Genomic DNA, 24,429 nt, shown 5'->3' on the forward strand with positions numbered 1-24,429 from the left:
CCGATGACCGAAGGACTGCTGTTCGTGTTCGCCGAGCCGGGCGACGTGCCGGAGGCGGAGTTCCACGACTGGTACGACCACGAGCACGCCCCGGCCCGCCTGCGCGTGCCCGGCATCCGCACCGGCCACCGCTACCGGGCGCTCGACGGCGCCGCGCCGACGTGGCTGGCCTGGTACGAGCTGGACACCGACGCGCTGCGCAGTCCGGCCTACTCGTCGGTGCGGCGCCGGAGCCCGCGCGAGCAGGACGTCGTCCGCCGGCTGGCGACGCTGGACCGGCGGGTCTACGAGCAGATCGACTCCGCCGGACCCGCCGGGCCCGCGGCGCCGGTCGTCGTGTGCGTGGCGCTGTCCACGGACGACGAACCGGCGCTGGACGCGTGGTACCGCGACGAGCACGTGCCGTTGCTGCATCGATTGCCGGGCTGGTACCGCACCCGCCGCTACCGGCTGTCCGAAGGGGACGGCCCGGCGCTGCTGGCGTTCCACGAGATCTCGGACGTCGGGCTGTTCGAGACGGCGGAGTACCGCGAGGCGACGAGCACGCGAGCGCGCGCGGCGGTGATGGCCGCGGTGACGCGGCGCGAGCGGCGGGTGTTCGCGTTCCACAACACGGTCGCGCGGGACTGAGGACCCCGGTGGTCGATGGTCATCTCGCCCGATGACCATCGGAACCGCCGTCGCGGGCGGTGTTCACCCGGGATGACGGGGACTTTGCCCGGTTCGGGTCCGATTCGGGCGAAAACGGGTAGTCCCCGGCCGGACGTGGAGGGGAACCCATGACAACCGTGGAAGAAGCTCCGGACCGCCTGCTGGCCGCGGCCCGGCCGCTGGTGGTGCGCTACTGCCGGGCCCGGCTGGGCGCGGGACCCGAGGCCGACGACGTCGCGCAGGACGTGTGCGTCGCCGTGTTCAAGGCGCTGACCACGCGGCCGCCGGACCGGCCGTTCCCGAACTTCGTGTGCGGCATCGCCCGCCACAAGGTCGCGGCGGCCCGCAAGGCGGCGGCGCGGCAGTGGGACGAGCCGGTGGCGGAGCTGCCCGACGAGGTCGACGCTTCGCTGGACCCGGTGCACCACGCCCTGCGCCGCGAACTGGGCGAGCGGATGGCGAAGCTGCTGCAGGTGCTGCCGGAGAAGCAGCGCGAGATCGTGGTGCTGCGGGTCGCGGTGGGGCTGTCGGCCGAAGAGACGGCGGAGGTCGTGGGGTCGACGCCGGGCGCGGTCCGCGTCGCCCAGCACCGGGCGCTCAGCCAGCTGCGGAAGGTCGTCGGGGGCTGATCCGGCGCTACCCTGGCCGGGTGAGCGACAGCGAGAACTTCGAAGGCCGCGATGTCGGGTCCGGGATCTCCGTCATCCGCGAAAGCAGCGACGTCGTCGGGTCCGGGCCGCGCCTGCACAAGCACCCCTACACCGAGACGTTCGTGATCATCCGGGGGCGGGCGCGGTTCACCGTCGGCGACACCGAACGCGACGGCGGCGCCGGGGACGTGCTGGTCGTCCCGGCCGGCACGCCGCACAAGTTCGCCGTGCTCGGCCCCGGCGTCTACGAGGCCGTGCACATCCACGAAAGCGACCACTTCATCACCGAATGGCTGGAGTGACGCTCAGAGCCCGCCCTCGGGGATCATGCCGCGCAGCTTCGTCAGGGCGCGGTACTGCGTGATGCGGACGTTGCCGGCCGAGATGCCGAGCGCGTCCGCCGTCTCGTTCGCCGACAGGCCGACGACGATGCGCAGGGTCAGGATCTCCTGGTGCAGCGGCGGCAGCGTCGCCATCAGCCGGCCCAGCCGGGCGCCGAGGTCGAGGTCGAGCACGTGGCTCTCCGGCTCGTTGCCGCCCAGCGGCCGGTCCGGCAGCTCCGGCACGGGCTTCGACCGGTCGCGCGCCACCGAGCGGAAGGCGTCGGCGACCTTGTTCGCGGCGATGGCGCGCACCAGGTAGAGGAACGAGCCGCCGCGGTCCTGGTAGCCGGGCAGCACCTTCAGCACGGCCAGGCAGACCTCCTGCGCGACGTCGTCGGCCGACAGGTAGGACAGGTCGCGCCCGCCGATCCGGGCGCGGCAGTAGCGCACGACCGTCGGCTTGATCAGGCGCAGCAGGGCCTGGACGGCGTCCGCGTCACCGGCGCGCGCCGCCGCCACGACCGGGTCGAGCTGCTCCTTCGTCAGCTTCCCGTCCGGGCGCGGCAGCTCCTCGAGCACGACGTAGCCGTCGACCGCCGTCTCCGCCATCATGGTGTCCACGGGTTCCCTCCTCGCATCGTCCACCGGACCGGGTCCCCGTTCGTCCACAATGGACCACACTGGTCCTCTGCCGCATCCGCCGGTTCCCGGTCCGACAACCGGAGTAATCGAGGCGCTGACCAGCAACGTTGCACCAGGGTGGTTCTTGTCCAGATATTGTCCGTTAATGAGAAACGGCCCACCGGGCTTACCGGGCGGTCATGCCCGCCGGACAGGTCAATCAGTGGACAGATCCTGCCGTCCGTAGCGAATCCGCGGGCCGTTCCGATCCTTGGCGCGTGACCGAATCCGCCTTCCCGGGAACCGAAGCCATGATCACCCATTGACCGCCGACCGGTTCGACGTCTTCCTGTGTCCCGCGGCTTCCGCCGACGTGGAAAAAGCCCTGCGCGCCGACGGGCTGCGTGTTTTCCGGAGTTCGCCTTTCGACGATTTCGACAAGATCGCGCCGGAGCTGGCGGGGTCTCGCGTGGTGCTCGCCGACCATTCGGTGCTTTCCGACCGCGTCCTGGCGCTGGTTCCGGGGGAACCGCTGCCGGACCTGGTCCGGCGGGTGCGCCGGGCCGCCGTTCCCGGGTCTTCGCTGCTGTGGACCGTCCACAGTGCACTGGTCGCGCGGGGGTCGGTGCTGGTCCACGGCCTGCCGGGCGCGGGCAAGACGGCGTTGGCCGAGCAGTACGCGGGTCTGGCCGGCGAGTTCGGCGGCCGGGTGCTGCGGACGGGGCCGTTCGGCCACCTCGACCCGGACGAGTTCCTTCCGCAGTTCCACCTCGCGCTGGCGGCGGCCGCGGGCACGGCCATGGGTGGGTTCGACCGGTTGCGCGCGCGGCTCGCGGCCCGCATGGACGCGGCGGGCTCGCGGGTGCTGGTGCTGGTCGACGACGTCCCGGCGGGGGTGCCCCCGGGTGAGCTGGCGCGGGTGCTGGTGCCGTCGGGGGCGGTCCGGACACTGCTGACGAGCCGAGCGGCCCACTGGGACGGGGCGACGGTGGAGGTGCCGGGCTTGACGGTCGCCGAGGGGCTCCGGTTGGTGCCGTCACCGGAGTTCGTCGCCCGCTGCTTCGGCCACCCGATGACCCTCCGGGCGGCGGCGGTTCTGCGTTCGCGTGGGGACTCGGTGCCGGACACCGCGCCGGACGCGATCCGCGAGGTGCTGTTGCGGATGGAACGGCCGGCGCGCGAGGTGCTGCGGTTGGGGTCGGTGCTGGCGCCTTCGCCGATTCCGGTCGAGGTGGTGGTCAGTGCGGTCGGCGGGGAGGTCGAGGCCGCGGTGGAGGAACTGGTGTCGCTGGGGTTCGCGGCGCGGGCGGATGGCGGCTTGCGGCTTCAGGGGTTGGCGGTGGAGGTGGCTCGCGGTGTGTTCGGGGAGCCGGCTGCCGATGGGGCGGTTGCGGCGGTGTTGAACGGGTTGGCGGGTGGGGTGGCCGATGGGCTGGCGGACGGGTTGCCCGGCGATTTGGCCCACCGGCCGACCGGCGAGCCAGCCACCAAGTCGGCGCACGGACTGCCCAGCGAGCCGGCCCACGGGCCGACCGGCGAGCCAGCCAGCAGGCTGGCGCACGGGCTGCCCAGCGAGTCGGCCCACGGGCCGACCGGCGACCCAGCCACCAAGTCGGCGCACGGACTGCCCAGCGAGCCGGCCCACGGGCCGACCGGCGACCCAGCCACCAAGTTGGCGCACGGGCTGCCCAGCGAGTCGGCCCACGGGCCGACCGGCGAGCCAGCCACCAAGTTGGCGCACGGGCTGCCCAGCGACTTGGCCCACGGGGCGACCGGCGAGCCGGCCCACGGGTCGGGCACCGAGCTTGCCCACGAGCCGGCCCGCAGGGCGCCCCGCGAGTCAGCTCACGAGTTGGCGGGCGTGCCCACCATCACCCACTCGTACCTCATCCAGCACGCCCGCACCCTCGCCGACCACAGCCCCGCCCACCGCCTCGCCCTCCTTCGACCCGTCGCGGCCACCTTCGAAGCCCTCGGCGACCCCGCCACCGCCGGCGAAATCCACGCCACCATCCTCGCCACCGGCGAAGCGACCCCCGCCGACTTCACCGCCGCCGCCCGGGTCGAACTCGCCTGCGGACTGGTCCCCGAGGCCCTCGACCACGCCCGTCGAGCCGCCGGCCACCAGCCCGCCGCCCGCGTCCTCGCCCAGGCCCTCGACAGCCGGGGCGACTACGCCGAAGCCGACCGCCTCTTCTGGCTCGCCCACCGCCCCGTCACCGCCGAGGACCGGCTCCACGCCGCAAAAGCCCGGCGGCTGCGCGGCCGCCCCGAGGAAGCCATCGCACTCCTCGAACCCGGCGAACCCACCCTCGAATACGCCCGCAACCTCCTCCAAGCCGGCCACGCACAGCAGGCACAAGACGTCGCCGCGACGCTGGACAGTCCCGACGCCGACGTCATCCGCGCCGAAGCCGCCCTCGTCGACCACGATCCCGCCGATCTCGAAAAGGCCTACGCGCAGCGATTCGGCATCGAAAGTCCCCTCACCCTGACCGCCTCGGTGCACGCCGCCCGGGCACGCGAACCCCGGCACGCGCTGGCCGCCCTGACCCGGGCCGGGCCCGTCGTCCGGCGGGTTCTCGGCGACGACCACCCCCTGCACCTCCGGCTCCGGTACGCCGCCGGGCTCGCGCACGCCCGGCTGCGCGAGTTCGACCGCCAGGCCGACCTGCTCTGCGGCATCGCCGGCCCGCAGCTGCGCCTGCTCGGACGGACGCACCCGGACACCGTCGAAACCCGGCTCGACCTCGGGGTCGCGCTCGCCCTCAGCAGTCGGGGCCCGCTCGATCGGGCCATCAGACTGGTCGACGCCGCCGCCCGGGACGCCGGGCCCGGACTGGCCGCCCAAGCGCGGGTCGCCCAGCAGGTCGTGCGGCTGGTGCGGCCCTGAGCCTCACCCGCACTGCCAGCGGATCCCGTACGCGAAGCCCGGCGCCAGGTGCCGGAACCGGACGTGCACCTCGCCCACGTCGTCGGGCTTGAGCACCTCACCACGCGGTGACCGCGTGTCGTTCTGGAACGCCTTCTCCAGCAGCACGACCCGGTCCGGCACGCGCTCGCCGAAGCGGACGTGCAGGTCGAACAGGTCGCACGGGTGCCGCGGCACGCAGATGTAGTGGGGCTGGCGCATGTTCGCCCGGAACCGCAGCCCGATGTCGTGCCGCTCGCCGCGCCGCAGCGGCTCCGGCAACCTCAGCGCCAGCCCGATCCGGTCACTCGACTCCATCGCGCGGCCGGCGAGCGCGCCGCCGTGGAACACGTCGACGTCGAGATCGGACTCGCGCACCGAATCGCCGGATTCGGCGGCCGAGGTGAGCGTGAGCGCCAGGTCCAGCTCGGCGATTTCGTCGGCGTCGGCGACGACCCGGCGGAATTCGAACGCCTCGGCCACCGGCTGGTCGAGTGCGAGTGTCACGCGCAGTTCTTCGGTGTGCCAACTGCGGCTCGGATAGCGCGGCCGCGGATCCGGTCCGCCACCCGCGACCGCCATTGCCGCGACCTGCTCGATTCCTTCGTCGATCCGGCGCCGGACCGTCCGGTCGTCGCGGTCGAGCGTGACCGCCGCCCAATGCACCCGTTCCTGGTAGAACGGCTTTCGCGCCCGCTCGTCCAGCGCGAACGCCGCCCGCAGGGCGATCTTCAGGTCCTCCGGCAACGACTCGACGAGCGGCCGCAATCGGTCGGTGAGTTTACGCCGCACCTCCACCGAGTCGTCATCTTCCAAAATGCCGCATGCGGCGCGCAAAGCGGGTCCGACGCGATCCGCGAGGGGTGTGGTGAAAATTCCCCGCCCTTTGCGCAGAACTTTCAGCTCACCGACCACGTCCGCCGCACTGAGGTCCACCCGTTCCTCCCTCGCCCTTCCCGCACGGGGATCAATATTCGTCAGCGCCGACGCATATGTCCAGTCGATCAAGCGGCGGCAAACGGATCGTTATCCGCCGCATTCTTGGCGGGCCGCACCGTTTTCGCGCGGATAAACCCCGCGCCCGTCGAAGCGCCCGGGTGTCGAAAGCGTCGAACTCCCGCGCGCCACCCCGGCGGGTGATCGAGGGGTGGCTCCGGGCGGGCGGGGGTACTTGTTGATCATGAACCCGAAGATGTGGCGCCTGCTGATCTCGGGGTCGCTGCGGCTGTTCCTGATCAGCGCCGTGCCGGCCGCGGCGCACCTGTCCCTGTTCGTGGGGGTGGTGGCGACGGTGATCGCGTTCGTCGTGCCGGCGCCGCGGACCCTGCACGAGCGGCTGGGCCCCTAAGCCGCCACGACGCGCGCCAGCACGGCCGGGACCGCCCGTTCGAGCTCGGCCGCCGCGTCCCCGGCGCCGGCCAGGTGCCGGAGCAGGGCCTGCTGGAACAGGCCGTCGAACAACGCGTACGCGACGGCCCGCGGCACGCCGGCCGGCACCGACGCCAGCTCGGCGTAGCGCGCGACGACGTGGTCGATCATCTCCTCGCGGCGCCGGTCGATCTCGAGCACGTCGGCGCGGAAGGACTCCTCGAACAGGCTCTGGTTGCGCAGGTCGTACCAGAGCCGGTGCATCTTCGCGTCGGCGCGCAGCGTGCCGGCCATCGCCGCCGCGAAGTCCCGTTCCAGCTCCTGCGCCGTCCGCGCGCGGGCGACGAGTTCGTCGTACCGGGTGACGCACACTTCCTCGAACCGCCGCACGCAGTGGGTCAGCAGGTCGACCTTGTCGGCGAAGTAGTAGTGCAGGACGCCGTGCGAGAACTCCGAGTTCTGCGCGATCTCCCGCAGGCTGGTGCGCGCATAGCCGAGCTCGGCGAGGGTCCGCAGCGCCGACTCGGCCAGCTGGGCCCGGCGGTCGGCGAACTTGTCCACCTGACGGCGCGAAATCCGGTCCCGGGTTCGCTCCTTCGCCTCAGTCACCTGCACCGTCCGTCACGTCGGGGGCTGCCGGGTTCAGTCTATCGGGCAGTTGACCAGCTTTTCCTTTTCAACCTGCTGCCAGGGGCGCAGCTTCTCCGGGTTCCGCACCGCCCAGATCCGCCGGATCACCCCGTCCGCGACGTCGAACGCCAGCACCGACTCGACGACGCCGCCGCGCTCCGCCACGAGCCCCGGCCGCCCGTTCACCACCCGCTCGACCAGCGTCATGGCCGGCACGCGCCGGGTGATCCCGACCGTGTACCGCGCCACGTTTTCCCCGCCTTCGACCGGCCGCGGCACCGTGGTGGCGAGCCCGCCGCCGTCGGCGACCGCGACGGCCGCCGGGTCCAGCAGGTCGATCAGCCCGGGGATGTCCATCGCCTCCCACGCCGCCTTGAACGCCCGGACGACCGAGGCGTCCCCCGGGACCGCCGGAGCCGGCGCGGGCCGGACGCGGCGCCGGGCCGACGTCGCCAGCTGGCGGCACGCCGCCGCTGACCGGCCCAGTACCGCCGCCACCTCGGCGAACGGGTAGCCGAACACGTCGTGCAGCACGAACGCGACCCGCTCCGCCGGGGTCATCGACTCGCACACGACGAGGAACGCCATCGTGACCGACTCGTCGAGCACCAGCGCCTCGGCCGGGTCCGCCAGGCAGTCCGGCGGCAGCGGCTCCGGGAGCCACTCGCCCGTGTACCGCTCCCGCCGGACCCGCGCCGAGCCCAGCAGGTCCAGGCAGATCCGGCTCGCGACCGTCGTCAGCCACGCCCCCGGCTTTTCGATCGACTCCCGCTGCCGCCCGGACAGCGCGAACCACCGGCCGTACGCCTCCTGGACGACGTCCTCGGCGTCGCTCAAGGAACCCAGCAACCGGTAGGCGATCCCGAGCAACTGCGGCCGCTCGGTCAGCACGTCGTTCTCGCTCACCCCTTCTCGACGAGCCGGGCCGGCGATCTGTGACACGACCTCACACCGGAGCCGCCTGCGTCGTCGGACCACCGAACCGACCGGAAGGAAATCCGATGACCGACAAGTCCCGCCTGCCCGACGCTTCCGAGCTCTTCCCCGAGATGGGCGAGCTGGCCGCCACCATGATCAGGGTGACGCGCAACGACGCGATCCCGCGCAAGACCATCCACCTCGCGCAGCTGCGGCTCGGGCAGCTGGCCGGCAGCACCTACCACACGGTGCGGCAGGCCGACCTGCTCCGCAAGGCCGGCGCGACCCAGGAGGAGCTCGACTCGGTGGCGTCCTGGCCGACGTCCCCGTACTTCGACGACGCCGAACGCGTCGCGCTGGAACTCGCCGAAGCCGTCCTGACGCCGAACCCGTTGGGCGAGCGCGTTTCCGACGAGCTGTTCGCCCGGGCGAGCGCCTGCTACGACGACAAGGCACTGTGGACGCTCACCCTGGCGCTGAGCCAGATGTGCTTCTTCCTGCCGGTCGCGCTGATCGCCAAGCCGGTGCCGGGCAAGCCGCTGGGCAAGAACTACACGAAGTAGCCCGGCGTACGTCCGCCGGCGTAGCCGCGATTGCCGTACGCCGGCGGACGACCGCGGCCGCCGGAAACCCGACCATGGGTATCGCCACGAAGGAGGCGACCCATGATCCAGCCGGTGGAAACCACCGCACTGACCAAGCGCTACGGACCCACCGCCGCCGTCGAGGGGCTCGACCTTTCGGTGCGCGCCGGCGAGGTCTACGGCTTCCTCGGCCCGAACGGCGCCGGCAAGACCACCACGCTGCGGATGCTGCTCGGCCTGATCCGGCCGACGGCCGGCCGCGTCCGGGTGCTCGGCGCCGAACCGGGGCCCGGCAGCCTCGCCCGCGTCGGCGCGCTGATCGAAGGCCCGGCCTTCTACCCGTACCTGTCCGGCCGGGCCAACCTGCGCGTCCTCGCCGACCACGCCGGGGTGCCGCGCACCCGCGTCGACGCCGTGCTCGACGTCGTCAGCCTCGCCGACCGCGCGAAGGACCGGTATTCGGCGTACTCGCTCGGCATGAAGCAGCGGCTCGGGCTCGCCGCGGCCCTGCTGAAGGAGCCCGAGCTGGTCGTGCTCGACGAGCCGACCAACGGCCTCGACCCGGCCGGCATGGCCGACATGCGGGTCACCCTGCGCAAGCTCGCCGCCGAAGGCTGCACTGTGCTGCTGTCCAGCCACCTGCTGGCCGAAGTGGAGCAGATCTGCGACCGCGTCGGCGTGCTCGACCACGGCCGCCTGGTCACCGAAACGACGGTCGCGGACCTGCGGGCGGGCGGTGCCCTGCGCGTCGTCGCGGACCCCCTCGACCGCGCTCGTGACCATTTGCGACGGCTCTACGCCGACGTTCGCGTCGACGGTGACGCCCTCGAACTCGACGTCGACCCGGGGGAAGCCGGGCGCGTCAACGCCGAACTCGTCGGCGCCGGGCTGACCGTCACCGAGCTGCGCTGGCGCGAACCCGACCTGGAACAGACCTTCCTCACCCTCACCGGAGGTAGCGGCCGTGCTGCGTGACATCCGCGCCGAACTGACCAAGCAGGCCCGCCGCCCCGCGAGCTGGCTGCTGCTCGCCGTCGCCGTCGTGCTGTCGCTGACGTTCGGCTACGCCGTTCCCTACGCGGGATTGAGCGGTGCTGCCGGGCCGCCCGGTTCCGGACGCGGCCTCGACGCGTTGCTGCCCGGAGCGTTCGTCGGCAGTGCCCTCGGCGGCCTGCCGATCTTCGTCGGCGCCCTCGCGCTGATCTTCGGCGTGCTCGTGGCGGGCAGCGAATACGGCTACGGCACGTGGAAAACCGTGCTGGTGCAACACCCTTCGCGCGTCGCCGTCTTCGCCGCGAAGCTGGTCACCGTCGCGGTGGGCGCGCTGGCCGCGGTGCTCGCGCTGTTCGCCGCGACGGCGGGGGCGAGCGTGCTCGTCGCGTCGCTGAAGGACCGGCCGCTGGACTGGCCCGCGCTCTCCGACGTCCTGCTCGGCCTCGGCGCCGGCTGGCTCGTCACGACGATGTGGGGCGCGCTCGGCGTATTGCTTGCTGTCGGGCTGCGGTCGGTCGCGCTGCCGATCGGGCTCGGCCTGGTCTGGCTGCTGGCCGTGCAGAACCTGCTCGCGTCGATCGCCGCGCCGCTGCTGGACTGGGTCGCGCAGCTGCAGAAGGCGCTGCCCGGGCCGAACGCGGGCGCGCTGGCGGCCGCGTTCGGGGCGAACGCACCGGGCGTCGACGCGATCGTCGGATCGGGTCAGGCCGCCGCCGTGCTGGCCGCGTACCTGGTCGGCTTCGCCGTGCTCGGCGGCTGGCTGCTGCACCGCCGCGACATCGCCTGACGCGGGGGTACCGGCCACCGGTGCGGTGAGCCGGTGCACGCGTCCGTCCGGTGTAGTGTTTGCCGGTCCGACCGGCGGGTGACCCACGTGAGGTGCCATGACAGTGCGGCGGTACCCAGTCGCGGCCCTGCTCGTCTTCCTCACGGTGGCCCTCGTCGTCGTCAACGGCTTCGCGTTCTGGGGCGACACTTTCGCCCTGTGGATCGACGACGCCATGCAGCTGAGCGCCGGGGTCGGCGCGGTCGTCTGCGGCGTGCTGGCCGCGCGCCGCGCCCGCGGCCACCAGCGCTGGTGGCGGGTGCTCGTCGCGATCGGGATGGCGGGCTGGTCGCTCGGCCAGTGCGCCTGGTCGTGGTACCAGCTGATCGACGGGCGCGGGCTGCCGTCGCCGTCACTGGCCGACGTCGGCTACCTGAGCTTCCCGCTGTTCGCGCTCGCCGCGCTGTTCGTGCTGGCGCGGGCGCGGATCCGGCCCGATCGCGAACGCCGGCAGCCCGCCCAGTGGACCGCGCACTTCGGCGTCGCGGTGGTCCTCGACGGACTGATCGTCACCGGCTCGCTGTTCATCCTCACCTGGACCGCGGCGCTCGGGCAGCTGGTCCGGGCCACCGCGCCGGACAAGCTGACCTGGGCCGTCGCCATCTCCTACCCGCTGTCGGACCTGGTGATCGTGGTCGTCGCCGTGCTGCTGGTCGTGTTCGACCGGGTGGACCGGCCCTACCGGGCGAACCTGCTGCTCGCCGCGGTCGGGATCGTCGCGCTGGCGGCGTCCGACAGCGTCTTCGCCTACCTCGTCAGCATCGGCGCGGAGAGCATGAAGCCGTGGTCGGACGGCGGGTTCGTGCTCGGGCCGCTGTTCATCGCGTTCGCGCTGCTGGCCACGCCCGGGCCGCGGCACCGCGAGGACACCGGCCCGGCGGCCGGCGTCGACTGGTGGCAGCTCGCGCTGCCGTACGTCCCGGTCACCGCCGTCGCGCTGCTGATCACCGGGCAGCTGCTGGCCGGCGCCGGCCCGGACGGCGTCGAGGTGGTCGTCGGCGTGCTCATCGTGTTCCTCGTGCTCGCCCGGCAGCTGCTTTCCTTGCTGGACAACAGGTTGCTGCTGCGCCGGGTGTACGAAGGCCAGCAGCAGCTGACCCACCAGGCCTACCACGACCCGCTGACCGGCCTGGCCAACCGCGCCCTGTTCGCCGACCGGCTGGACCGCGCGGTCGAGGCCGTCGAGGCGCCGCTCGTGCTGATCTTCGTCGACCTCGACGACTTCAAGGAGGTCAACGACCGGTTCGGGCACGCGGGCGGCGACGTCCTGCTGCACGCCGTCGCCCAGCGGCTGCTGAGCTGCGTGCGCGCGGGCGACACCGTCGCGCGGCTGGGCGGCGACGAGTTCGCGATCCTCCTCGAAGGGGAGCTGGACGCGCCGCAGGCCGTCGCCGACCGGATCCAGGGCGTGCTGCGGCGGCCGTTCGCCGTGCACGGCACGCTCGTTTCGGTCCGCGCGAGCATGGGCCTGGTCGTGCCGGACCCGGCCGAGCCGCTGGTGACGTCGGACGTGCTGCTCGGCCGCGCGGACACGTCGATGTACGCGGGCAAGCGGCTCGGCAAGGACACGACGGTCGTCTACCGGCCGTCGCAGGACGGGCCCCCGGACTTCCCGTCCGCGCTGCGGCGCGCGTCGGGTGGGATCCCGGAAGGCTTCGGGCTGGTGTTCCAGCCGATCGTCCGGCTGGCCGACGAGACGCCGGTGGCGGTGGAGGCGCTGGCCCGCTGGACCACGCGCGACGGCACGGTGGTGTCGCCCGAGACGTTCGTCCGCGCGGCGGAGGGGGCCGGGCTCGGCGCCGAACTGGACGCGCTGGTGCTCGACCTGGCGTGCCGCGAAATCACTTCCGCCGGGCTGGACCTGACGGTGCACGTCAACGTGTGCGCGAGCCGCCTCGGCGCGGCCGCGCTGGAACAGAGCGTCGGGTCCGCGCTGGCCCGCTACCGGCTGCCGGCGTCCCGGCTGGTCGTCGAGATCACCGAGACGGTCCCGGTCCCCGACCTGGCCGCGGGCGCGGCGGCGATCCGGCGGCTGCAGGAGCTGGGCGTCCGGGTGGCGCTGGACGACTTCGGGGCGGGGTACAGCTCGCTGACGGTGCTGCACGCGCTGCCGGTAGACCTGATCAAGCTGGACCGGGCGCTGACGACCGGGGTGCAGCCGGAGCGGGACGCGGCGTTGTGCCGGTCGCTGGTCGGGCTGTGCGCGGAGCTGGAGCTGGACGTGGTCGCCGAGGGGATCGAGACGGCCGAACAGGCGTCGCTGGTGACGCGCGCGGGCTGCACGACGGCGCAGGGCTACCGGTACGGCCGCCCCGCGCCGCTGTCGGCACTGAGACTGTCGGCGATCCCCGCCGGTTAGTGCACTCCGGGTGGGAGGACACCGAAGATCGTCGCCGTCGAGCCCGCTCCCTTCCGGTTGATCGGGCCGCCCGCCAGCACCCACGCGCCCGTCGTCGGCAGCGCCTTCAGGTTCGCCAGGATCTCCAGGCTGATCCGGTGGCGCCGGTAGACCAGCTTCGAGACCGTGTACGTCTCGTCGAGGCCGACGTCCGGGCTGAACGTGTCGGTGCCCGTCCCGCCGCGGCGGCCGAGCCGTCCGGTGTCGATCAGCCACCTGACCGCCGGGATCGAGAACCCGGGCTGGTGCAGCACGCCGTCGGCGCCGGTGTTCGGGAAGGCCGGGGTGCCCCACTTCGCGTCCCAGCCGGTCCAGAGCACCACGACGGACTCGTCGGGGATGCGGCCGTGGCGCTTCTCCCACGCCTTGAGGTCGTCGACCGTCACGGCGTAGTCCGGGTTGCCCGCGGCCTTCGCTCTCACGTCGATCTTCACGGCGGGCCGGAATAGATCGGCCGGGTCCATGTCGTCGGCGAGGGGTTCGCCGGTGTTGAAGTGGCCGGGCGCGCCCCAGTGCGTGCCGGTGTGCTCGCCTTCGCGGACGAACTGCAGGTAGTAGCCGTCGTCCGGGATGGTGGCGATGGTCTCCAGTTCGAAGGCCGGGTCGCCCGGGAAGACGTTCGTCGTGGCGGGATCGTTGACGTGCGACAGGTTGACCAGGTTCAGCTGGTCGAGCCGCACCGGCGGCGCCGTCGCGGCCTGGGCGGTCCGCCCGGGCAGCGCGGCGCCGAACACCCCGGCCAGGCCCGCGGCCAGCACCCTGCGTCTCATCGGCATGGGGATCCCCTTTCACCGGAAACACCGCCCGTGCGGTGCGCCTGCACGGTGATATCACCCGGGACCCGCGGGGCCAAGGAGCTGAGCGAGGATGGACGCATGAACGACGACATCGAAGACCACGCCGACGAAGGCATCCTCGACCCCGAGGACACGTTGGACGACCGGGACGAACTGGCGGAGGGCTATTCGCCGCCGGAACGCCCGCGGGAGACCGAGGAGTGGGGCACGACCGCGCGGGAGACCGCGGAGGGCGAAAGCTGGGAAGGCCGGCTGGCGCGTGAACTCCCGGACGTGGCCGACGAAGAGGGCGACGGCCTCGGCGACAGCGAAGACACCGACGGCGAGCTGATCGACGACGAGGTCGGCGACGTCCGCGCGGGCCGTCTCGTGGCGACGGACGAGGGCTTCGGCGAAGACGCCGACGAAGAGCTGTACGCGTCCGACGCGGGCATCGACGGCGGAGCGGCGTCGGCGGAGGAAGCGGCCGTCCACGTGATCGACCCGTCGCGACGCTGGTGACGAGCCGGACCCGCCCCCTCGACGGGTCCGGCCCTTTTTCGCGACCGGCCTAATCCTTTCCCCCGTCCGGCGCGTGGGGTAGGCGGCAGAGCGGCGGTGTCCGGATCCGGCCGGGCCCGCCCGCGCTGCCGGAAGGGGACACGGATGCTCGAGGGGCTGCTGACACCCGGCGCGGGCGCGCTGTACGACGCGATGGTGCGCACCGGGCCGCTACCGCTGGACGACCCGCGGGCCGAGAGCCCGGAGATGCGGGAGCTGTTCGAACGCGGGTTCGTCCGCCGCGACTACCGCGAAGACCCGGTGATCGCGCCGATGGAGCCGGTGCGCGCGGTCGACCACGCCATCCTGGGCGCGCAGCAGCAGCTGCTGGAGCAGCAGCGGCAGATCGTCGCCGCGCGCCAGCAGCTGGACGTGCTGCAGGCGGTGTACCGGGCGGCGAACGGTGCGGGCGGCGACTCGGCCGTCGAGGTCCTGACGGACCCGCGGCGCATCGGCTCGCTGTCGCTGGAGCTGTGCCTGTCCGCGCGCGAGGACTTCCTGACGTTCACGACGCACCACTTCAAGCGCAAGCCGGACGCGGGCACGGTGATGCGCCTGCCCGAGGCGGTGACCGAGCGCGGAGTGGCGTTGCGCAACGTGTACGAGCGCGCGGCGCTGGAGTTCGAAGGGGCGAAGGAGGTCGTCGACGCGAGCGTCGCGGCCGGCTGGACCATGCGGGTGGCGTCGGAGCTGCCGATGAAGATGGTGATCGCCGACCGCCATTCGGCGCTGGTGCCGCTGGACCCGAGCGGCATGGAGGGCGCACTGTTCGTGCGAAGCCCGACGATCGTGGCGGCGCTGCGGATGCTGTTCGAGCTGGTGTGGAGCCAGGCGGTGGCGGTGCACGGCCCGGCGTCCCGGCCGCGGCACGGGTTGACGCCGACGCAGGCGAAGGTCTTGGACTTGCTGGCGACGGGGATGACGGACGGAGCCATCGCGCGGCACTTGGACGTGAGCGAGCGGACGGTGCGCCGGCACGTGCAAGGGTTGCTGGAGGCGTTGCAGGCGGACAACCGAGTGGCGGCGGTTTTCGCGGCGACCAGGTTGGGGTGGCTGGGCTGAGCCCGAGCGAAGGCTGAGCGCGGCCGGCCTCCCCTGCCGACCGCGCTCAACCGGGCTCGCCGGGCCCCACCCGCGGCGAGCCCGCCGGCCTCCCCTGCCGGGGCTACTCCAGCTTCCGGCACTCCGGCGGGCCTTCGGTCCAGATCCAGACGCACACGTTTCCCGGTGGCCGGACCGCCGGGCCGCCGTTGCCCGAGGCCGCGGCCGCCGCCGGCGCGATCAGCGTGCCGATCGCCGCCACTGCGGCCAATCCGGCCAGCGCTCGCTTGATCATGTCGTTGCTCCCCGCGAAGTGATCTTCTTCCCGACGCCAACCTAGGGCCGGAGCACCGCGCACCGGCAGGGGCGGGTTCGGCCACTGTCCGCTTCCGGCCACCGGTGAGCACGCGGCCACGGCCCCGTGCACCGGCCGGAACCGGACGTTGGCCGCCCTCGACCGGTGTGCTCGGCCCGCCGCCCTCCTACCGTCGGGCCCATGGGCGAGGACACGCGGTGGTGGGCCGAAGAAGGGGCGCGTCCCCGGCCGGAACCCGTCGGGTGGTGGCCCGAAGCCGACACCCTGCACTGGGTCCGGAACCCCGACGATCCCGACTAGACCCCGTCGTACTCGCGCACCGCGTCGAGGTACTCGGCGATCGCGTCGCGGTTGCGCAGCAGGCACTCCGCGCGCCGGGCCATGCGGTCGCGCTCCTCCTCCAGCGTCGCGATCATCTCCGGGGTCGCGTCCGGGAAGTAGATCGCGCGGGGCTTGTCCAGGCACGGCAGGATCTGTTTGATGATCCTCGTGGGCAGCCCCGCGTCGAGCAGCCCGCGCACCTGGATCACGCGGTCGACCGTCGGCTCGTCGTAGTCGCGGTAGCCGTTCGCCCCGCGGGACGCGATGATCAGGCCCTGCTCTTCGTAGTACCGGAGCAGCCTCCGCGCTGTCCCCGTCCGCTCCGCGAGCTCGCCGATCCGCATGTGCCCCACCTCACGTAGACCTTCACACGTATGTGAAGGTTCGAGCATAGCGGCATGACGAGCACCGAAGTCCGCCGACAGACCCCCGCCCTCCTCGCCCTCACCACCGCCGCGTTCGTCACCGTGCTCACCGAGGCGCTGCCCGCCGGCGTGCTGCCCGGCATGAGCGCCGGTCTCGGTGTCGGCGAGTCCGCGGCCGGTCAGGCCGTGACGATCTACGCCCTCGGCACGGCCCTCACCGCGATCCCGCTCTCCGCGGCCACCGCGACCTGGTCACGCAAGCGCTTGCTGCTGGCCGGAGTCGCGGGCTTCGCCGTCGCCAACACCGTGACGGCGCTGTCCGCGAACTACCCCCTGACCATGGTCGCCCGGTTCGTCGCCGGCGTGGCCGCGGGCGTCGTCTGGGCGCTGCTGGCCGGGTACGCCCGGCGGCTCGCGCCCGACGACCAGGGCAAGGCGATCGCCGTCGTGATGGCGGGCATCCCGCTGGCCCTGTCGCTCGGCATCCCGGCCGGGACGTTCCTCGGCGGCCTGCTGGGCTGGCGCTCGGCGTTCGGCGTCATGTCCGCGATCGCCGTGGCGCTCCTCCCCTGGATCGTCCTCAAAGTCCCGGACCAGCCGGGACAGTCGGGCACCAGGCTGCCGGTCCTGCGCACGCTGTCCGTGCCCGGCGTCGCCCCGGTGCTGGCCGTGACGCTGGTGTTCGTGCTGGCCCACACCGTGCTCTACACCTACGTCGCCGCGTTCCTCGGCCACGCCGGGATGGGCGACGCGGTGGACGTCGTCCTGCTGGTCTTCGGCATCGCGTCGATGGCCGGGATCTGGCTCGTCGGCGCGCGGATCGACCGTGCGCTGCGCACGTTGACCGTCCTCAGCACCATCCTGGTCGCGGTGGCCGCGACGATCCTGGCGACCGCGGCGGGCAGCGCGGTGCTGGTCTACGCCGCCGTCGCGCTGTGGGGCCTCGGCTGGGGCGGCGTCCCGACGCTCCTGCAGACCGCCGCCGGCAACGCAGGCGGCGACGCGGCGGACAACGCGCAGGCCATGCTCGTCACGCTGTGGAACGCGGCGATGGCCGCGGGCGGCGTGCTCGGCGGCGTCCTGCTCGACGCCGCCGGCCCCGCGTCCTTCCCCTGGACGCTCCTGCTGCTCCTGCTGCCGGTGCTCGCCGTGGTGCTCGGCGCGCGGCGGCACGGCTTCCCGCGGGCATCCTGAGTGGACGAAGGGCCCGGGCGGGTTCGCGCCCGGGCCCTCCAGCTTCTTCGAACAGCGGGTTCAGCAGCGGCCGGCGATGGCCCGCAGCAGTTCCGCGTTCGCGGTGTCACCCGACAGCTCCCAGGCGAACACCCCGCCGAGCCCCTGGGACTTCGCGTAACCGGCCTTCGCCGACGCCGTCTCCGGCGTGTCGTAGCTCCACCACTGCGAACCGCACTTCGCGTACGCCGTACCGGCGACCTTGCCGTTCGCGGGACACGTCGTCTTGAGGACCTTGTAGTCCTCGACGCCGGCTTCGTACGTGCCCGGCGCCGGGCCGGTGGCGGTGCCGCCGGGCTGCTTCTGCGTCACGCCGTCCCAGCCGCGGCCGTAGAACCCGAGGCCCAGCAACATCTTCGACGACGGAACGCCCTGGTGGCGCAGCTTCTGGACGGCCGCGTCGGCGTAGTACCCGGCGTGCGGAATGCCCGGGTAGGACCGCAGCGGCGAGTGCGGCGCGGTGGGCCCGGTCGGCTGGCCGCCCGCGACGAAGTAGTCGTAGGTCATCACGTTGTACCAGTCGAGGTACCGGCTCGCGCTGCCGTAGTCGGTGGCGTCGATCTTGCCGCCCTTCGAACCGTCCGCGGTGATCGCGGCGGTGACGAGCTGGCGCCCGAACTTCGCCCGCAGCGCCTTGACCAGTGCCGTGAACGCCTTCGGCCCGCTGGTGTCGCAGGTGTCGCCGCAGGCGTTCGGGTACTCCCAGTCGACGTCGATGCCGTCGAAGACGCCCGCCCAGCGCGGGTCGTTGACCAGGTTGTAGCAGGATTCGGCGAACGCCTCGGGGTTCTTGGCCGCCTCGGGGAAGCCGGCCGACCAGGTCCAGCCGCCGAACGACCACAGCACCTTCAGCTTCGGGTGCAGCTTCTTCAGCTCGAGGAGCTGGTTGAAGCTGCCGTGCAGGGTGCCGCTGTCGGCCTGGCCGTTGACGCTCATCGTGGCGTCGTAGGGCATGTCGTGGTCGGCCCACGGGTCGCCGACGGCGCACCCGCCGCCCGTGACGTTGCCGAACGCGTAGTTGATGTGGGTCAGCTTCGCCGCCGACCCCGACGTCTCGATGTCCTTGACGTGGTAGTTGCGGGCGTAGACGTCCCAATCGGCGAAGTAGGCCATCACCTTGCCCGGCGGCTGGCTCGCTTCGGCGGACGGCACCACGACGGTGGCCCCGGCGAGCGCGAGTGCGGCGACGGCGATGCTCTTTCTCATGCGGAGCACGACATTCCCTTCCGGCCTGCGGACTGGGTGGCGCGGTGAGGCTAACAGGTCCAGACCACTGCGGACCAGGGCGAAACGTTGTGGGCAAAGGTTTCGCGATGGCACCGCAGCCCGGCGCGAATTCACGACGTGGCATGATCGGACGATGACCGAGTTCGGCTGCGCCCGCTGCTGCGGCGAAGACGCCCTCACCGCGCTGGCCTTCTGCACGACCCGCCTGCGCGAAACCCACCGCCTGGTCGAGCAGTCCCACTTCGGCATCTCGCTGCGCGAATGCCCGGAATGCCGCCAGGGGTTCGCCGCGATCTTCACCGAGTTCGTCGACTGGTCCGGCGGCGAGGACGCGCAGTACTTCGACTTCGTGCCGCTCACCCCCGCCGAGGTGACATCGTTGGCGGCGCAGGGTTCCCGCGTCGACCTCGTGCGGCTGGGCGCGCTCGGCAGCGTCCGGCGGCGGCTGTCGTCGAGCTGGCCGACCGGTGCGGAGAAGCAGATCGGCTGGCGGACGGACCCGCTTTCGGTGCGCGAAGGCTACTGAGCGGCCAGCCGGAGGATCGCCGCCGCCGAGCGGTCGACGTCCGCCTCCGTGGTCGTCCAGCCGGACACCGAAATCCGCAGGTACCGGCGGCCACGCCAGGTGGTTCCGCCGAGCCAGCAGGTGCCGTCGCGCTGAATCCGCTCGATGAGCGCGTCGGTGCGTCGATCGTCGCCGAAGGACACCAGGACCTGGTTGAGAACGACGTCGTTCGCGACTTCGGCGCCGCCTTCTTCGAGGGTGCGCGCGAAGCGGCGGGCCAGCCGGCAGCAGCGGTCGACGAGCTCGGCGACGCCGTCGCGGCCCAGCTCGCGCAGCGCGGCCCAGACCGCGAAGCCGCGGGCGCGGCGCGAGGATTCCAGTGTCAGGTCGCCCATGCCGGACACCTCGCCGGCGCCGGTCAGGTAGGCGGCGCGGTAGGAGATCGCCTCGGCGTGGATGTCCGGGCGGGCGCAGAAGACGAACCCCGAGTCGTACGGGACGTTCAGCCACTTGTGGCCGTCGCACGCCCAGGAGTCGGCCAGCTCGACGCCGTCGAGGAGCGCTTTCGTGCCGGGGTTGGCGGCGGCCCAGAGCCCGAAGGCGCCGTCGACGTGGATCCACGCGTTGCCCGCGACCGCGCGGGCGGCCCGGATGTCGTCGCAGGCGCCGGTGTTCACGTTGCCCGCCTGCAGGCAGACGATGGTGGGTCCGTCGACTTTGGTCGCCAGGTCGTCGACGTCGATGGCACCGTCCGGTTTGGCCTTCACCGGAACGACGGCCCGGGTGCCGAAGCCGAGCAGCCGCAGGGCGCGGTCGACGGTGGCGTGCCGCTCTTCGCTCGCGACGACGCGGACGCGCGGGGCGCCGGCGAGCCCGTCGCGCTCGACGTCCCAGCCGGCTTCGGCCAGCACGTGGTGCCGGGCGGCGGCCAGGCCGACGGTGTTCGCGGCCTGCCCACCGGTGACGAAGCCGGCCGACGCGGTGGCGGGGAGGCCGAGCAGGTCCTTGAGCCAGTCCCCGGCGGCCCGTTCGGCGGCGGCCGCGGCGGGTGAGAGAACGGCGTTGAAGGCGTTCTGGTCCCACCCGGCGGCGAGGACGTCGGCGGCGGTGGCGGCGGGCAGCGCACCCCCGACGACGAACCCGAAGAACCGCGGGCCCGCGGTGGCGACCAGCCCGGGCTCGGCGGCTTCCGCGAGTTCTTCGAGGACGGTGGCGGGCGGGGTGGGGGCGTCGCGGAGCTCCCCGAAGGCCGCGCGCAGGGTTGCCGGGTCGACGGGCCGGGCAACCGGGCGATCGTCGAGACCGGCGCGGTGGTCGGCGGCCAGTTCGGCGGCGCGGGCCAGGAGGTCACGCAGTTCGTCCACGGGGTGACTGTAGGCCGGGAGTGACGTCCGTCCGCAACGGGAACAATCGCGGCCTGCCCGGCGTAGCGTCCTGGTATGGAGACCCCGCTGAGCACCGACCGGCTCGTGATCCGGGACTGGACGCCGGACGACGCCGAAGCCGCGTACGGCATCTACGGCGCGGAAGACGTCACGCACTGGCTCACCCCGGCCATGGACCGCGTCGGCGACGTCGGCGCCATGCGCTCGGTGCTGGCGGCCTGGCAGGAAGCTCAGCCGAACCTGCCGCCGCCGCGCGGGCGGTGGGCCGTCGAACGCAAGGAAGACGGCGTCGTGATCGGCGGGCTCGGCATCCGGCTGCTGCCGCCGTTCGAAGAGGACCTCGAGCTCAGCTGGCAGCTCGCCCCCGGCGTCTGGGGTCAGGGCTACGCCTCGGAAGCGGCGACCGCGCTCATCGAGTGGGCGTTCACCCAGGACACCGAAGAGCTCTTCGCCGTCGCGCGGCCGAACAACTCGCGCGCCATCGCCGTCGCCAAGCGGCTCGGCATGCAGTGGGTCGGCGAAACCGAGAAGTACTACAACCTGCGGCTGCAGGTGTACCGGATCCGGCACACCGACCTCATCGACTGACCGGCTCCAGCAGGAAAACGCGGATCTCGCGGTCGCCGGCGCGCACGGCGTAGCGGTCGTACGCCGGCCAGTAGGACGCGACGGCGTCCCACATCTCCTGGCGCTCGTCCCCGGTCAGGAGCCGGCCGGCGACCTCGACGGTCCGGCCGCCGATCGCGACCGTCGCCTTCGGCTGGGCCAGCAGGTTCGCCGACCACGCCGGGTGCGCCTCGCCGCCCCAGTTCGAGCCGATGACGACGTACCCGCCGCCGCGCTCGACGTAGAGCAGCGGCACCTGCCGCGGCTCGCCGCTGCGCCGGCCGACGGTCGTGAGCAGCAGCGTCCGCAGCCCGACGGCCGCGCCGACCCCGACCCGGCCCCCGGTCACCCGCAGCAGCACCCGGTCGGCGGGCACGAGCGCCCGCCCGAGCACCGCGAACGCCCTGCTCTTGCCGAACCCGGCGAAGACACCCCGCAAACCAGCCACGGCGAAACCCTAGCGGTCACCAGCTCGACGGCGCCGGGGGCGGCACGACCGGCGGCCGGTCGTCGCAGGTGATCGTGTTCGGCAGCAGCCACGGCGCCAGCCAGCTCCCGTTGCCGCCGAGGTCGGTCAGCGCGAACTCCGACCCCGTCGCCGGGAAGGTGAACGACCCGCAGTTGTTGACGCCGACCGCGCCGACACCCCGCGCGGCCACGTTCCGGAACGACGCCGACCCCGCCGACCGCGCGCTGACCACGGACGTCCCCGTCCCGTCGACGCGCAGGTCCGCGAACCGCAGCCCGGTGATCGAGTACTCGTCCTTCACCGGGAAGTCGCTGACCAGCATGATCGCGTTGTAGGTGTTGTCGAGGAAGTGGTCGCCGGTCACCGAGATGTCCGCCGCGATGTCCTTTTCCAGCGCGTAGAACCAGATCGCGCCGAGCCCGATCTTCCAGTTCAGCTCGAACGTTCCCGCGCGGACGGTCGTGTTGTCCGCGATCCGCAGCGTCCCGCCGAACGGTTCCGCGCCGAACCGCGAGCCCACCTGGATCGCGCTGCCCTCGCGGATCGGGTCGGCGACCAGGTTCCCCGAGACGACGTTGTCCACGCCGCCGTAGAGCGCGATCCCGTTGGCCAGCACCGGCGTCTGGATCGTGTTGTGGTCGAACGTGTTGCGAGCGTCCTGCGCCTTCTCCGACCACATGGCCAGGCCGTCGTCGCCGGTGTTGCGGAGGAAGTTGTTCGCCACCACCGAGTCCGTCACCCCCGTGTGGAAGTTCAGGCCGTCGGCGATCTGGTCGGCGATGACGTTGTTCGTGATCCGCGTGCCGGACATCGGCCCGTCGAACCACAGGCCGACCTTCGTGTGGTGCAGGTACAGGGAGTCCACAGTGGAGTCGCTGAGCGCGCCGCCGACCGCGTTGACCTGGTCGGTGTCGACGCGCTCGCGGACGTCGCCTTCGACCGCGAACCCGGAGAGGTGGACGTCGTGGCTGCCGCCGGCGCTGGCTTCCTTGCCGTAGATGCCGACGCCGTGGCCCTTGACGATCGTGTACCAGCTGCCCGCGCCTTCGATCGTGACGTCGTCGACGATGACGTGCCGGTCGACCCGGTAGGTGCCGGGCGGCAGGTAGACCTTCAGGTGCGCGCGCCGCGCGAAGGCGATGGCGCGGTCCAAGGCGTCGGCCGAGTCGCGGCGGCCGGTCGGGTCGGCGCCGAAGAGCAGTGCGTTGGCCGCGAAGGGAAGCACGCGCGGCGGCGCGACCGATTCGGAGTCGAGCAGGTCGACGGCCGTCCACGCGGCACCGGCCGACGCCGTGAGCCGCACCTTGTCCCCTGCCCGGTACGAACGGCCGAGCAGGAGCCGCTGCTCGTCGTAGAAGTGGCTGGGGCGGAACGGTTTCGCGATCACCGGCGCGGGCGTGGTCGCCGCGGGCACGCACGAGCACTCGGTGATCCACCAGTCCGGGTGCAGCAGGTCCGCGTCGGGGTCGTTCGTGAACGGGTACTGGTTGTACAGCCAGGAGTACTGCGAGGTCAGCGTCATCCGCTGCCGGTGCGCGCCGTTCACGGTAACGTCGAGCGGCGCGGTGATCCCGCCGCCGCGCGGGGCGTCCGGGATGCTGTAGCGGACGGTGATCGCGTTCGCCGCGGCCGGCAGCGTGAACTCGACGTACTGCCCGGGCGCCAGTTGCACGGCCCGGCGGCCGGACGCTTCCGACGGCAGCGTGTAGGCCGAGCGGTCGGGCCCGATCACGACGCCGTCGGTGCGCGCGTTCTCCGCCTCCTGCTCGAGGAACGGGACGTCGGCGCCGCGGCCGGCGACGAGTGCCGGGTCGAGCGCGGCCCGCGTCACCACCGGCGCGGCGGCGGCGGACGCGGGGGCCGCCACCGAAAGCAGGGTGACGACCGCGACGAGCACGGTTCCGAAGGTGCGGCGCGCCATCGCGGACCTCGATTCTCGAAGGAGTGCCGCGGAAGAGTAGGTCGCCGCTCGCGCACACCACAAGGTTTTTCGCGAACTTACTCTGTACTTGCGCGTTTCGATACGGAAGTTGCGCAACCGGACGTCTGGCAGGGTGGGCGCATGACGCGTCCCGAAACCGCCGCCGAAGTCTTCGACGCCCTCGGCACCGACTACGAACACGCCTTCCGGAACCTGGCCGAGCAAAAAGCCGCGCTCACGGCGCTAGCCGAACGGCTGCCGGCCGGAGCGACCGTGCTCGACCTCGGCTCCGGCACCGGACGCCCCGCCGCGGATGCGCTCGCCGCCGCCGGCTACGCGGTGACCGGGTACGACGTCGCGCCCAAGATGGTCGAGATCGCGCGCGCCCAGGTGCCGTCGGCGCGGTTCGAGGCCGGCGACATGCGCGAACTGACCTTCGAGGACGGCTCATGGGACGCGATCACGGCGTTCTTCTCGATGCTGCAGCTCCCCCGCGCCGACCAGGAGACGATGATCGGCCGGATGGCGGCGTGGCTGAAGCCCGGCGGGCTGCTCGTCTTCGCGACCGTGCCCACCGACGTGGACGGCGTCGACATCGTCTTCATGGGACACCCGGTCCGCGCGAGCAGCTTCACCGCCGAGGTACTGAAGGAAAAGCTCGGTGCCGCCGGACTGGAGATCGTCCGCGAGGAGCAGGCGGTGTTCGTCCCGGACCACCCGGAAGCCGGGCCCGAGCCGCACGTCTACCTCACCGCGCGCCGCCCTTCGTGAGTCGATCGTGGCGTCAACCGGTCACCGGGACGATCACCCGATGGACATGAATTTTGCTC

At 72.6% G+C, this 24,429-nt stretch carries 26 protein-coding genes; 15 read left to right on the plus strand and 11 right to left on the minus strand.

What is annotated here, in order from left to right:
- The first annotated feature begins 3 nt into the window (after positions 1 to 3).
- The 3 genes from ACIQWX_RS31530 to ACIQWX_RS31540 all read left to right on the plus strand — a co-directional run bounded on the left by ACIQWX_RS31530 (position 4) and on the right by ACIQWX_RS31540 (position 1,603).
- Positions 4 to 630 (plus strand): hypothetical protein, encoded by a 627-nt coding sequence (locus tag ACIQWX_RS31530; protein ID WP_400878750.1) that lies wholly within the window; start codon positions 4 to 6, stop codon positions 628 to 630.
- 149 nt (positions 631 to 779) lie between these two features.
- Entirely contained in the window at positions 780 to 1,280 is a 501-nt protein-coding gene (locus tag ACIQWX_RS31535; RefSeq protein WP_400878753.1) for a sigma-70 family RNA polymerase sigma factor, read from the plus strand.
- A gap of 20 nt (positions 1,281 to 1,300) precedes the next feature.
- Positions 1,301 to 1,603 carry a cupin domain-containing protein gene (locus tag ACIQWX_RS31540; RefSeq protein ID WP_086673172.1) on the plus strand — a complete coding sequence of 101 codons (303 nt, stop codon included), beginning with the start codon at positions 1,301 to 1,303 and terminating at the stop codon, positions 1,601 to 1,603.
- A gap of 3 nt (positions 1,604 to 1,606) precedes the next feature.
- On the opposite strand, the gene shbA is transcribed toward ACIQWX_RS31540, so the two are convergent.
- On the minus strand, positions 1,607 to 2,236 hold the full coding sequence (gene shbA / locus ACIQWX_RS31545) for an RNA polymerase sigma factor ShbA (RefSeq protein WP_400879781.1): 630 nt from the start codon (positions 2,234 to 2,236) through the stop codon (positions 1,607 to 1,609).
- Positions 2,237 to 2,567: 331 nt separating this feature from the next.
- Between shbA and ACIQWX_RS31550 the strand changes: the two genes are divergently transcribed.
- Complete coding sequence (locus ACIQWX_RS31550; RefSeq protein WP_400878757.1) at positions 2,568 to 5,138, plus strand: hypothetical protein; 2,571 nt, start codon at positions 2,568 to 2,570, stop codon at positions 5,136 to 5,138.
- A gap of 3 nt (positions 5,139 to 5,141) precedes the next feature.
- Here the strand turns inward: ACIQWX_RS31550 and ACIQWX_RS31555 are convergent, their stop codons facing one another.
- Positions 5,142 to 5,954, minus strand: coding sequence for a hypothetical protein (locus ACIQWX_RS31555; RefSeq protein WP_400878760.1), 813 nt, complete (start codon positions 5,952 to 5,954; stop codon positions 5,142 to 5,144).
- Between the two features lie 382 nt (positions 5,955 to 6,336).
- Here ACIQWX_RS31555 and ACIQWX_RS31560 point away from each other — a divergent pair, with 382 nt between their 5' ends.
- Positions 6,337 to 6,504, plus strand: a complete 168-nt coding sequence (locus tag ACIQWX_RS31560) for a hypothetical protein (RefSeq protein ID WP_400878762.1) — start codon at positions 6,337 to 6,339, stop codon at positions 6,502 to 6,504.
- Here the strand turns inward: ACIQWX_RS31560 and ACIQWX_RS31565 are convergent.
- Positions 6,501 to 7,133, minus strand: a complete 633-nt coding sequence (locus tag ACIQWX_RS31565) for a TetR/AcrR family transcriptional regulator (RefSeq protein WP_400878765.1) — start codon at positions 7,131 to 7,133, stop codon at positions 6,501 to 6,503. The genes ACIQWX_RS31560 and ACIQWX_RS31565 overlap by 4 nt on opposite strands.
- Before the next feature lie 33 nt (positions 7,134 to 7,166).
- Positions 7,167 to 8,060 carry an RNA polymerase sigma factor SigJ gene (sigJ, locus tag ACIQWX_RS31570; RefSeq protein WP_400878768.1) on the minus strand — a complete coding sequence of 298 codons (894 nt, stop codon included), beginning with the start codon at positions 8,058 to 8,060 and terminating at the stop codon, positions 7,167 to 7,169.
- A 95-nt stretch (positions 8,061 to 8,155) separates the two neighbouring features.
- Here sigJ and ACIQWX_RS31575 point away from each other — a divergent pair, with 95 nt between their 5' ends.
- From ACIQWX_RS31575 to ACIQWX_RS31590, 4 genes are all read left to right on the plus strand, one after another.
- Positions 8,156 to 8,635: a carboxymuconolactone decarboxylase family protein gene (locus ACIQWX_RS31575; RefSeq protein WP_400878771.1), complete on the plus strand. Its 480-nt coding sequence runs from the start codon at positions 8,156 to 8,158 to the stop codon at positions 8,633 to 8,635.
- Between the two features lie 102 nt (positions 8,636 to 8,737).
- The gene (locus tag ACIQWX_RS31580) at positions 8,738 to 9,631 is read left to right on the plus strand and encodes an ABC transporter ATP-binding protein (RefSeq protein WP_400878774.1); all 894 of its coding nucleotides are present in this window, start codon (positions 8,738 to 8,740) and stop codon (positions 9,629 to 9,631) included.
- Positions 9,621 to 10,436: an ABC transporter permease gene (locus tag ACIQWX_RS31585; protein ID WP_400878777.1), complete on the plus strand. Its 816-nt coding sequence runs from the start codon at positions 9,621 to 9,623 to the stop codon at positions 10,434 to 10,436. Before ACIQWX_RS31580 ends, ACIQWX_RS31585 begins: the two co-directional genes overlap by 11 nt.
- A gap of 97 nt (positions 10,437 to 10,533) precedes the next feature.
- On the plus strand, positions 10,534 to 12,834 hold the full coding sequence (locus tag ACIQWX_RS31590) for a putative bifunctional diguanylate cyclase/phosphodiesterase (protein WP_400878780.1): 2,301 nt from the start codon (positions 10,534 to 10,536) through the stop codon (positions 12,832 to 12,834).
- Here the strand turns inward: ACIQWX_RS31590 and ACIQWX_RS31595 are convergent.
- Entirely contained in the window at positions 12,831 to 13,649 is an 819-nt protein-coding gene (locus ACIQWX_RS31595) for a cyclase family protein (RefSeq protein ID WP_400878783.1), read from the minus strand. The genes ACIQWX_RS31590 and ACIQWX_RS31595 overlap by 4 nt on opposite strands.
- 99 nt (positions 13,650 to 13,748) lie before the next feature.
- On the opposite strand from ACIQWX_RS31595, the gene ACIQWX_RS31600 reads away from it, so the two are divergent.
- The gene (locus ACIQWX_RS31600; RefSeq protein WP_400878786.1) at positions 13,749 to 14,171 is read left to right on the plus strand and encodes a DUF5709 domain-containing protein; all 423 of its coding nucleotides are present in this window, start codon (positions 13,749 to 13,751) and stop codon (positions 14,169 to 14,171) included.
- A gap of 144 nt (positions 14,172 to 14,315) precedes the next feature.
- The gene (locus tag ACIQWX_RS31605; RefSeq protein WP_400878789.1) at positions 14,316 to 15,272 is read left to right on the plus strand and encodes a LuxR C-terminal-related transcriptional regulator; all 957 of its coding nucleotides are present in this window, start codon (positions 14,316 to 14,318) and stop codon (positions 15,270 to 15,272) included.
- A 103-nt stretch (positions 15,273 to 15,375) separates the two neighbouring features.
- Here ACIQWX_RS31605 and ACIQWX_RS31610 read toward each other — a convergent pair whose 3' ends face one another.
- Together ACIQWX_RS31610 and ACIQWX_RS31615 are read right to left on the minus strand one after the other, a co-directional pair.
- Positions 15,376 to 15,546, minus strand: coding sequence for a hypothetical protein (locus ACIQWX_RS31610; protein WP_400878792.1), 171 nt, complete (start codon positions 15,544 to 15,546; stop codon positions 15,376 to 15,378).
- A gap of 317 nt (positions 15,547 to 15,863) precedes the next feature.
- A complete protein-coding gene (locus ACIQWX_RS31615) occupies positions 15,864 to 16,232 on the minus strand; it encodes a MerR family transcriptional regulator (RefSeq protein WP_400878795.1) in 369 nt (122 codons plus the stop codon).
- A 54-nt stretch (positions 16,233 to 16,286) separates the two neighbouring features.
- Between ACIQWX_RS31615 and ACIQWX_RS31620 the strand changes: the two genes are divergently transcribed.
- Positions 16,287 to 17,447, plus strand: coding sequence for an MFS transporter (locus ACIQWX_RS31620; RefSeq protein WP_400878798.1), 1,161 nt, complete (start codon positions 16,287 to 16,289; stop codon positions 17,445 to 17,447).
- Positions 17,448 to 17,507: 60 nt separating this feature from the next.
- On the opposite strand, the gene ACIQWX_RS31625 is transcribed toward ACIQWX_RS31620, so the two are convergent.
- Positions 17,508 to 18,692, minus strand: a complete 1,185-nt coding sequence (locus ACIQWX_RS31625; protein WP_400878801.1) for a glycoside hydrolase family 18 protein — start codon at positions 18,690 to 18,692, stop codon at positions 17,508 to 17,510.
- Positions 18,693 to 18,846: 154 nt separating this feature from the next.
- Between ACIQWX_RS31625 and ACIQWX_RS31630 the strand changes: the two genes are divergently transcribed.
- On the plus strand, positions 18,847 to 19,239 hold the full coding sequence (locus tag ACIQWX_RS31630; protein WP_400878804.1) for a hypothetical protein: 393 nt from the start codon (positions 18,847 to 18,849) through the stop codon (positions 19,237 to 19,239).
- Here the strand turns inward: ACIQWX_RS31630 and ACIQWX_RS31635 are convergent.
- Positions 19,233 to 20,573: a pyridoxal phosphate-dependent decarboxylase family protein gene (locus ACIQWX_RS31635; RefSeq protein ID WP_400879784.1), complete on the minus strand. Its 1,341-nt coding sequence runs from the start codon at positions 20,571 to 20,573 to the stop codon at positions 19,233 to 19,235. The genes ACIQWX_RS31630 and ACIQWX_RS31635 overlap by 7 nt on opposite strands.
- A gap of 84 nt (positions 20,574 to 20,657) precedes the next feature.
- On the opposite strand from ACIQWX_RS31635, the gene ACIQWX_RS31640 reads away from it, so the two are divergent.
- The gene (locus ACIQWX_RS31640; protein ID WP_400878807.1) at positions 20,658 to 21,191 is read left to right on the plus strand and encodes a GNAT family N-acetyltransferase; all 534 of its coding nucleotides are present in this window, start codon (positions 20,658 to 20,660) and stop codon (positions 21,189 to 21,191) included.
- Here ACIQWX_RS31640 and ACIQWX_RS31645 read toward each other — a convergent pair.
- On the minus strand, positions 21,181 to 21,648 hold the full coding sequence (locus tag ACIQWX_RS31645) for a nitroreductase family deazaflavin-dependent oxidoreductase (protein WP_400879787.1): 468 nt from the start codon (positions 21,646 to 21,648) through the stop codon (positions 21,181 to 21,183). The genes ACIQWX_RS31640 and ACIQWX_RS31645 overlap by 11 nt on opposite strands.
- 25 nt (positions 21,649 to 21,673) lie before the next feature.
- Positions 21,674 to 23,599 (minus strand): glycosyl hydrolase family 28-related protein, encoded by a 1,926-nt coding sequence (locus ACIQWX_RS31650; protein WP_400878809.1) that lies wholly within the window; start codon positions 23,597 to 23,599, stop codon positions 21,674 to 21,676.
- A gap of 141 nt (positions 23,600 to 23,740) precedes the next feature.
- Between ACIQWX_RS31650 and ACIQWX_RS31655 the strand changes: the two genes are divergently transcribed.
- The gene (locus ACIQWX_RS31655; RefSeq protein WP_400878811.1) at positions 23,741 to 24,370 is read left to right on the plus strand and encodes a class I SAM-dependent methyltransferase; all 630 of its coding nucleotides are present in this window, start codon (positions 23,741 to 23,743) and stop codon (positions 24,368 to 24,370) included.
- The last annotated feature ends 59 nt before the right edge of the window (positions 24,371 to 24,429 follow it).

Origin of the sequence: Amycolatopsis sp. NPDC098790 (assembly GCF_044759945.1) — a bacterium.
Taxonomy (GTDB): Bacteria; Actinomycetota; Actinomycetes; order Mycobacteriales; family Pseudonocardiaceae; genus Amycolatopsis.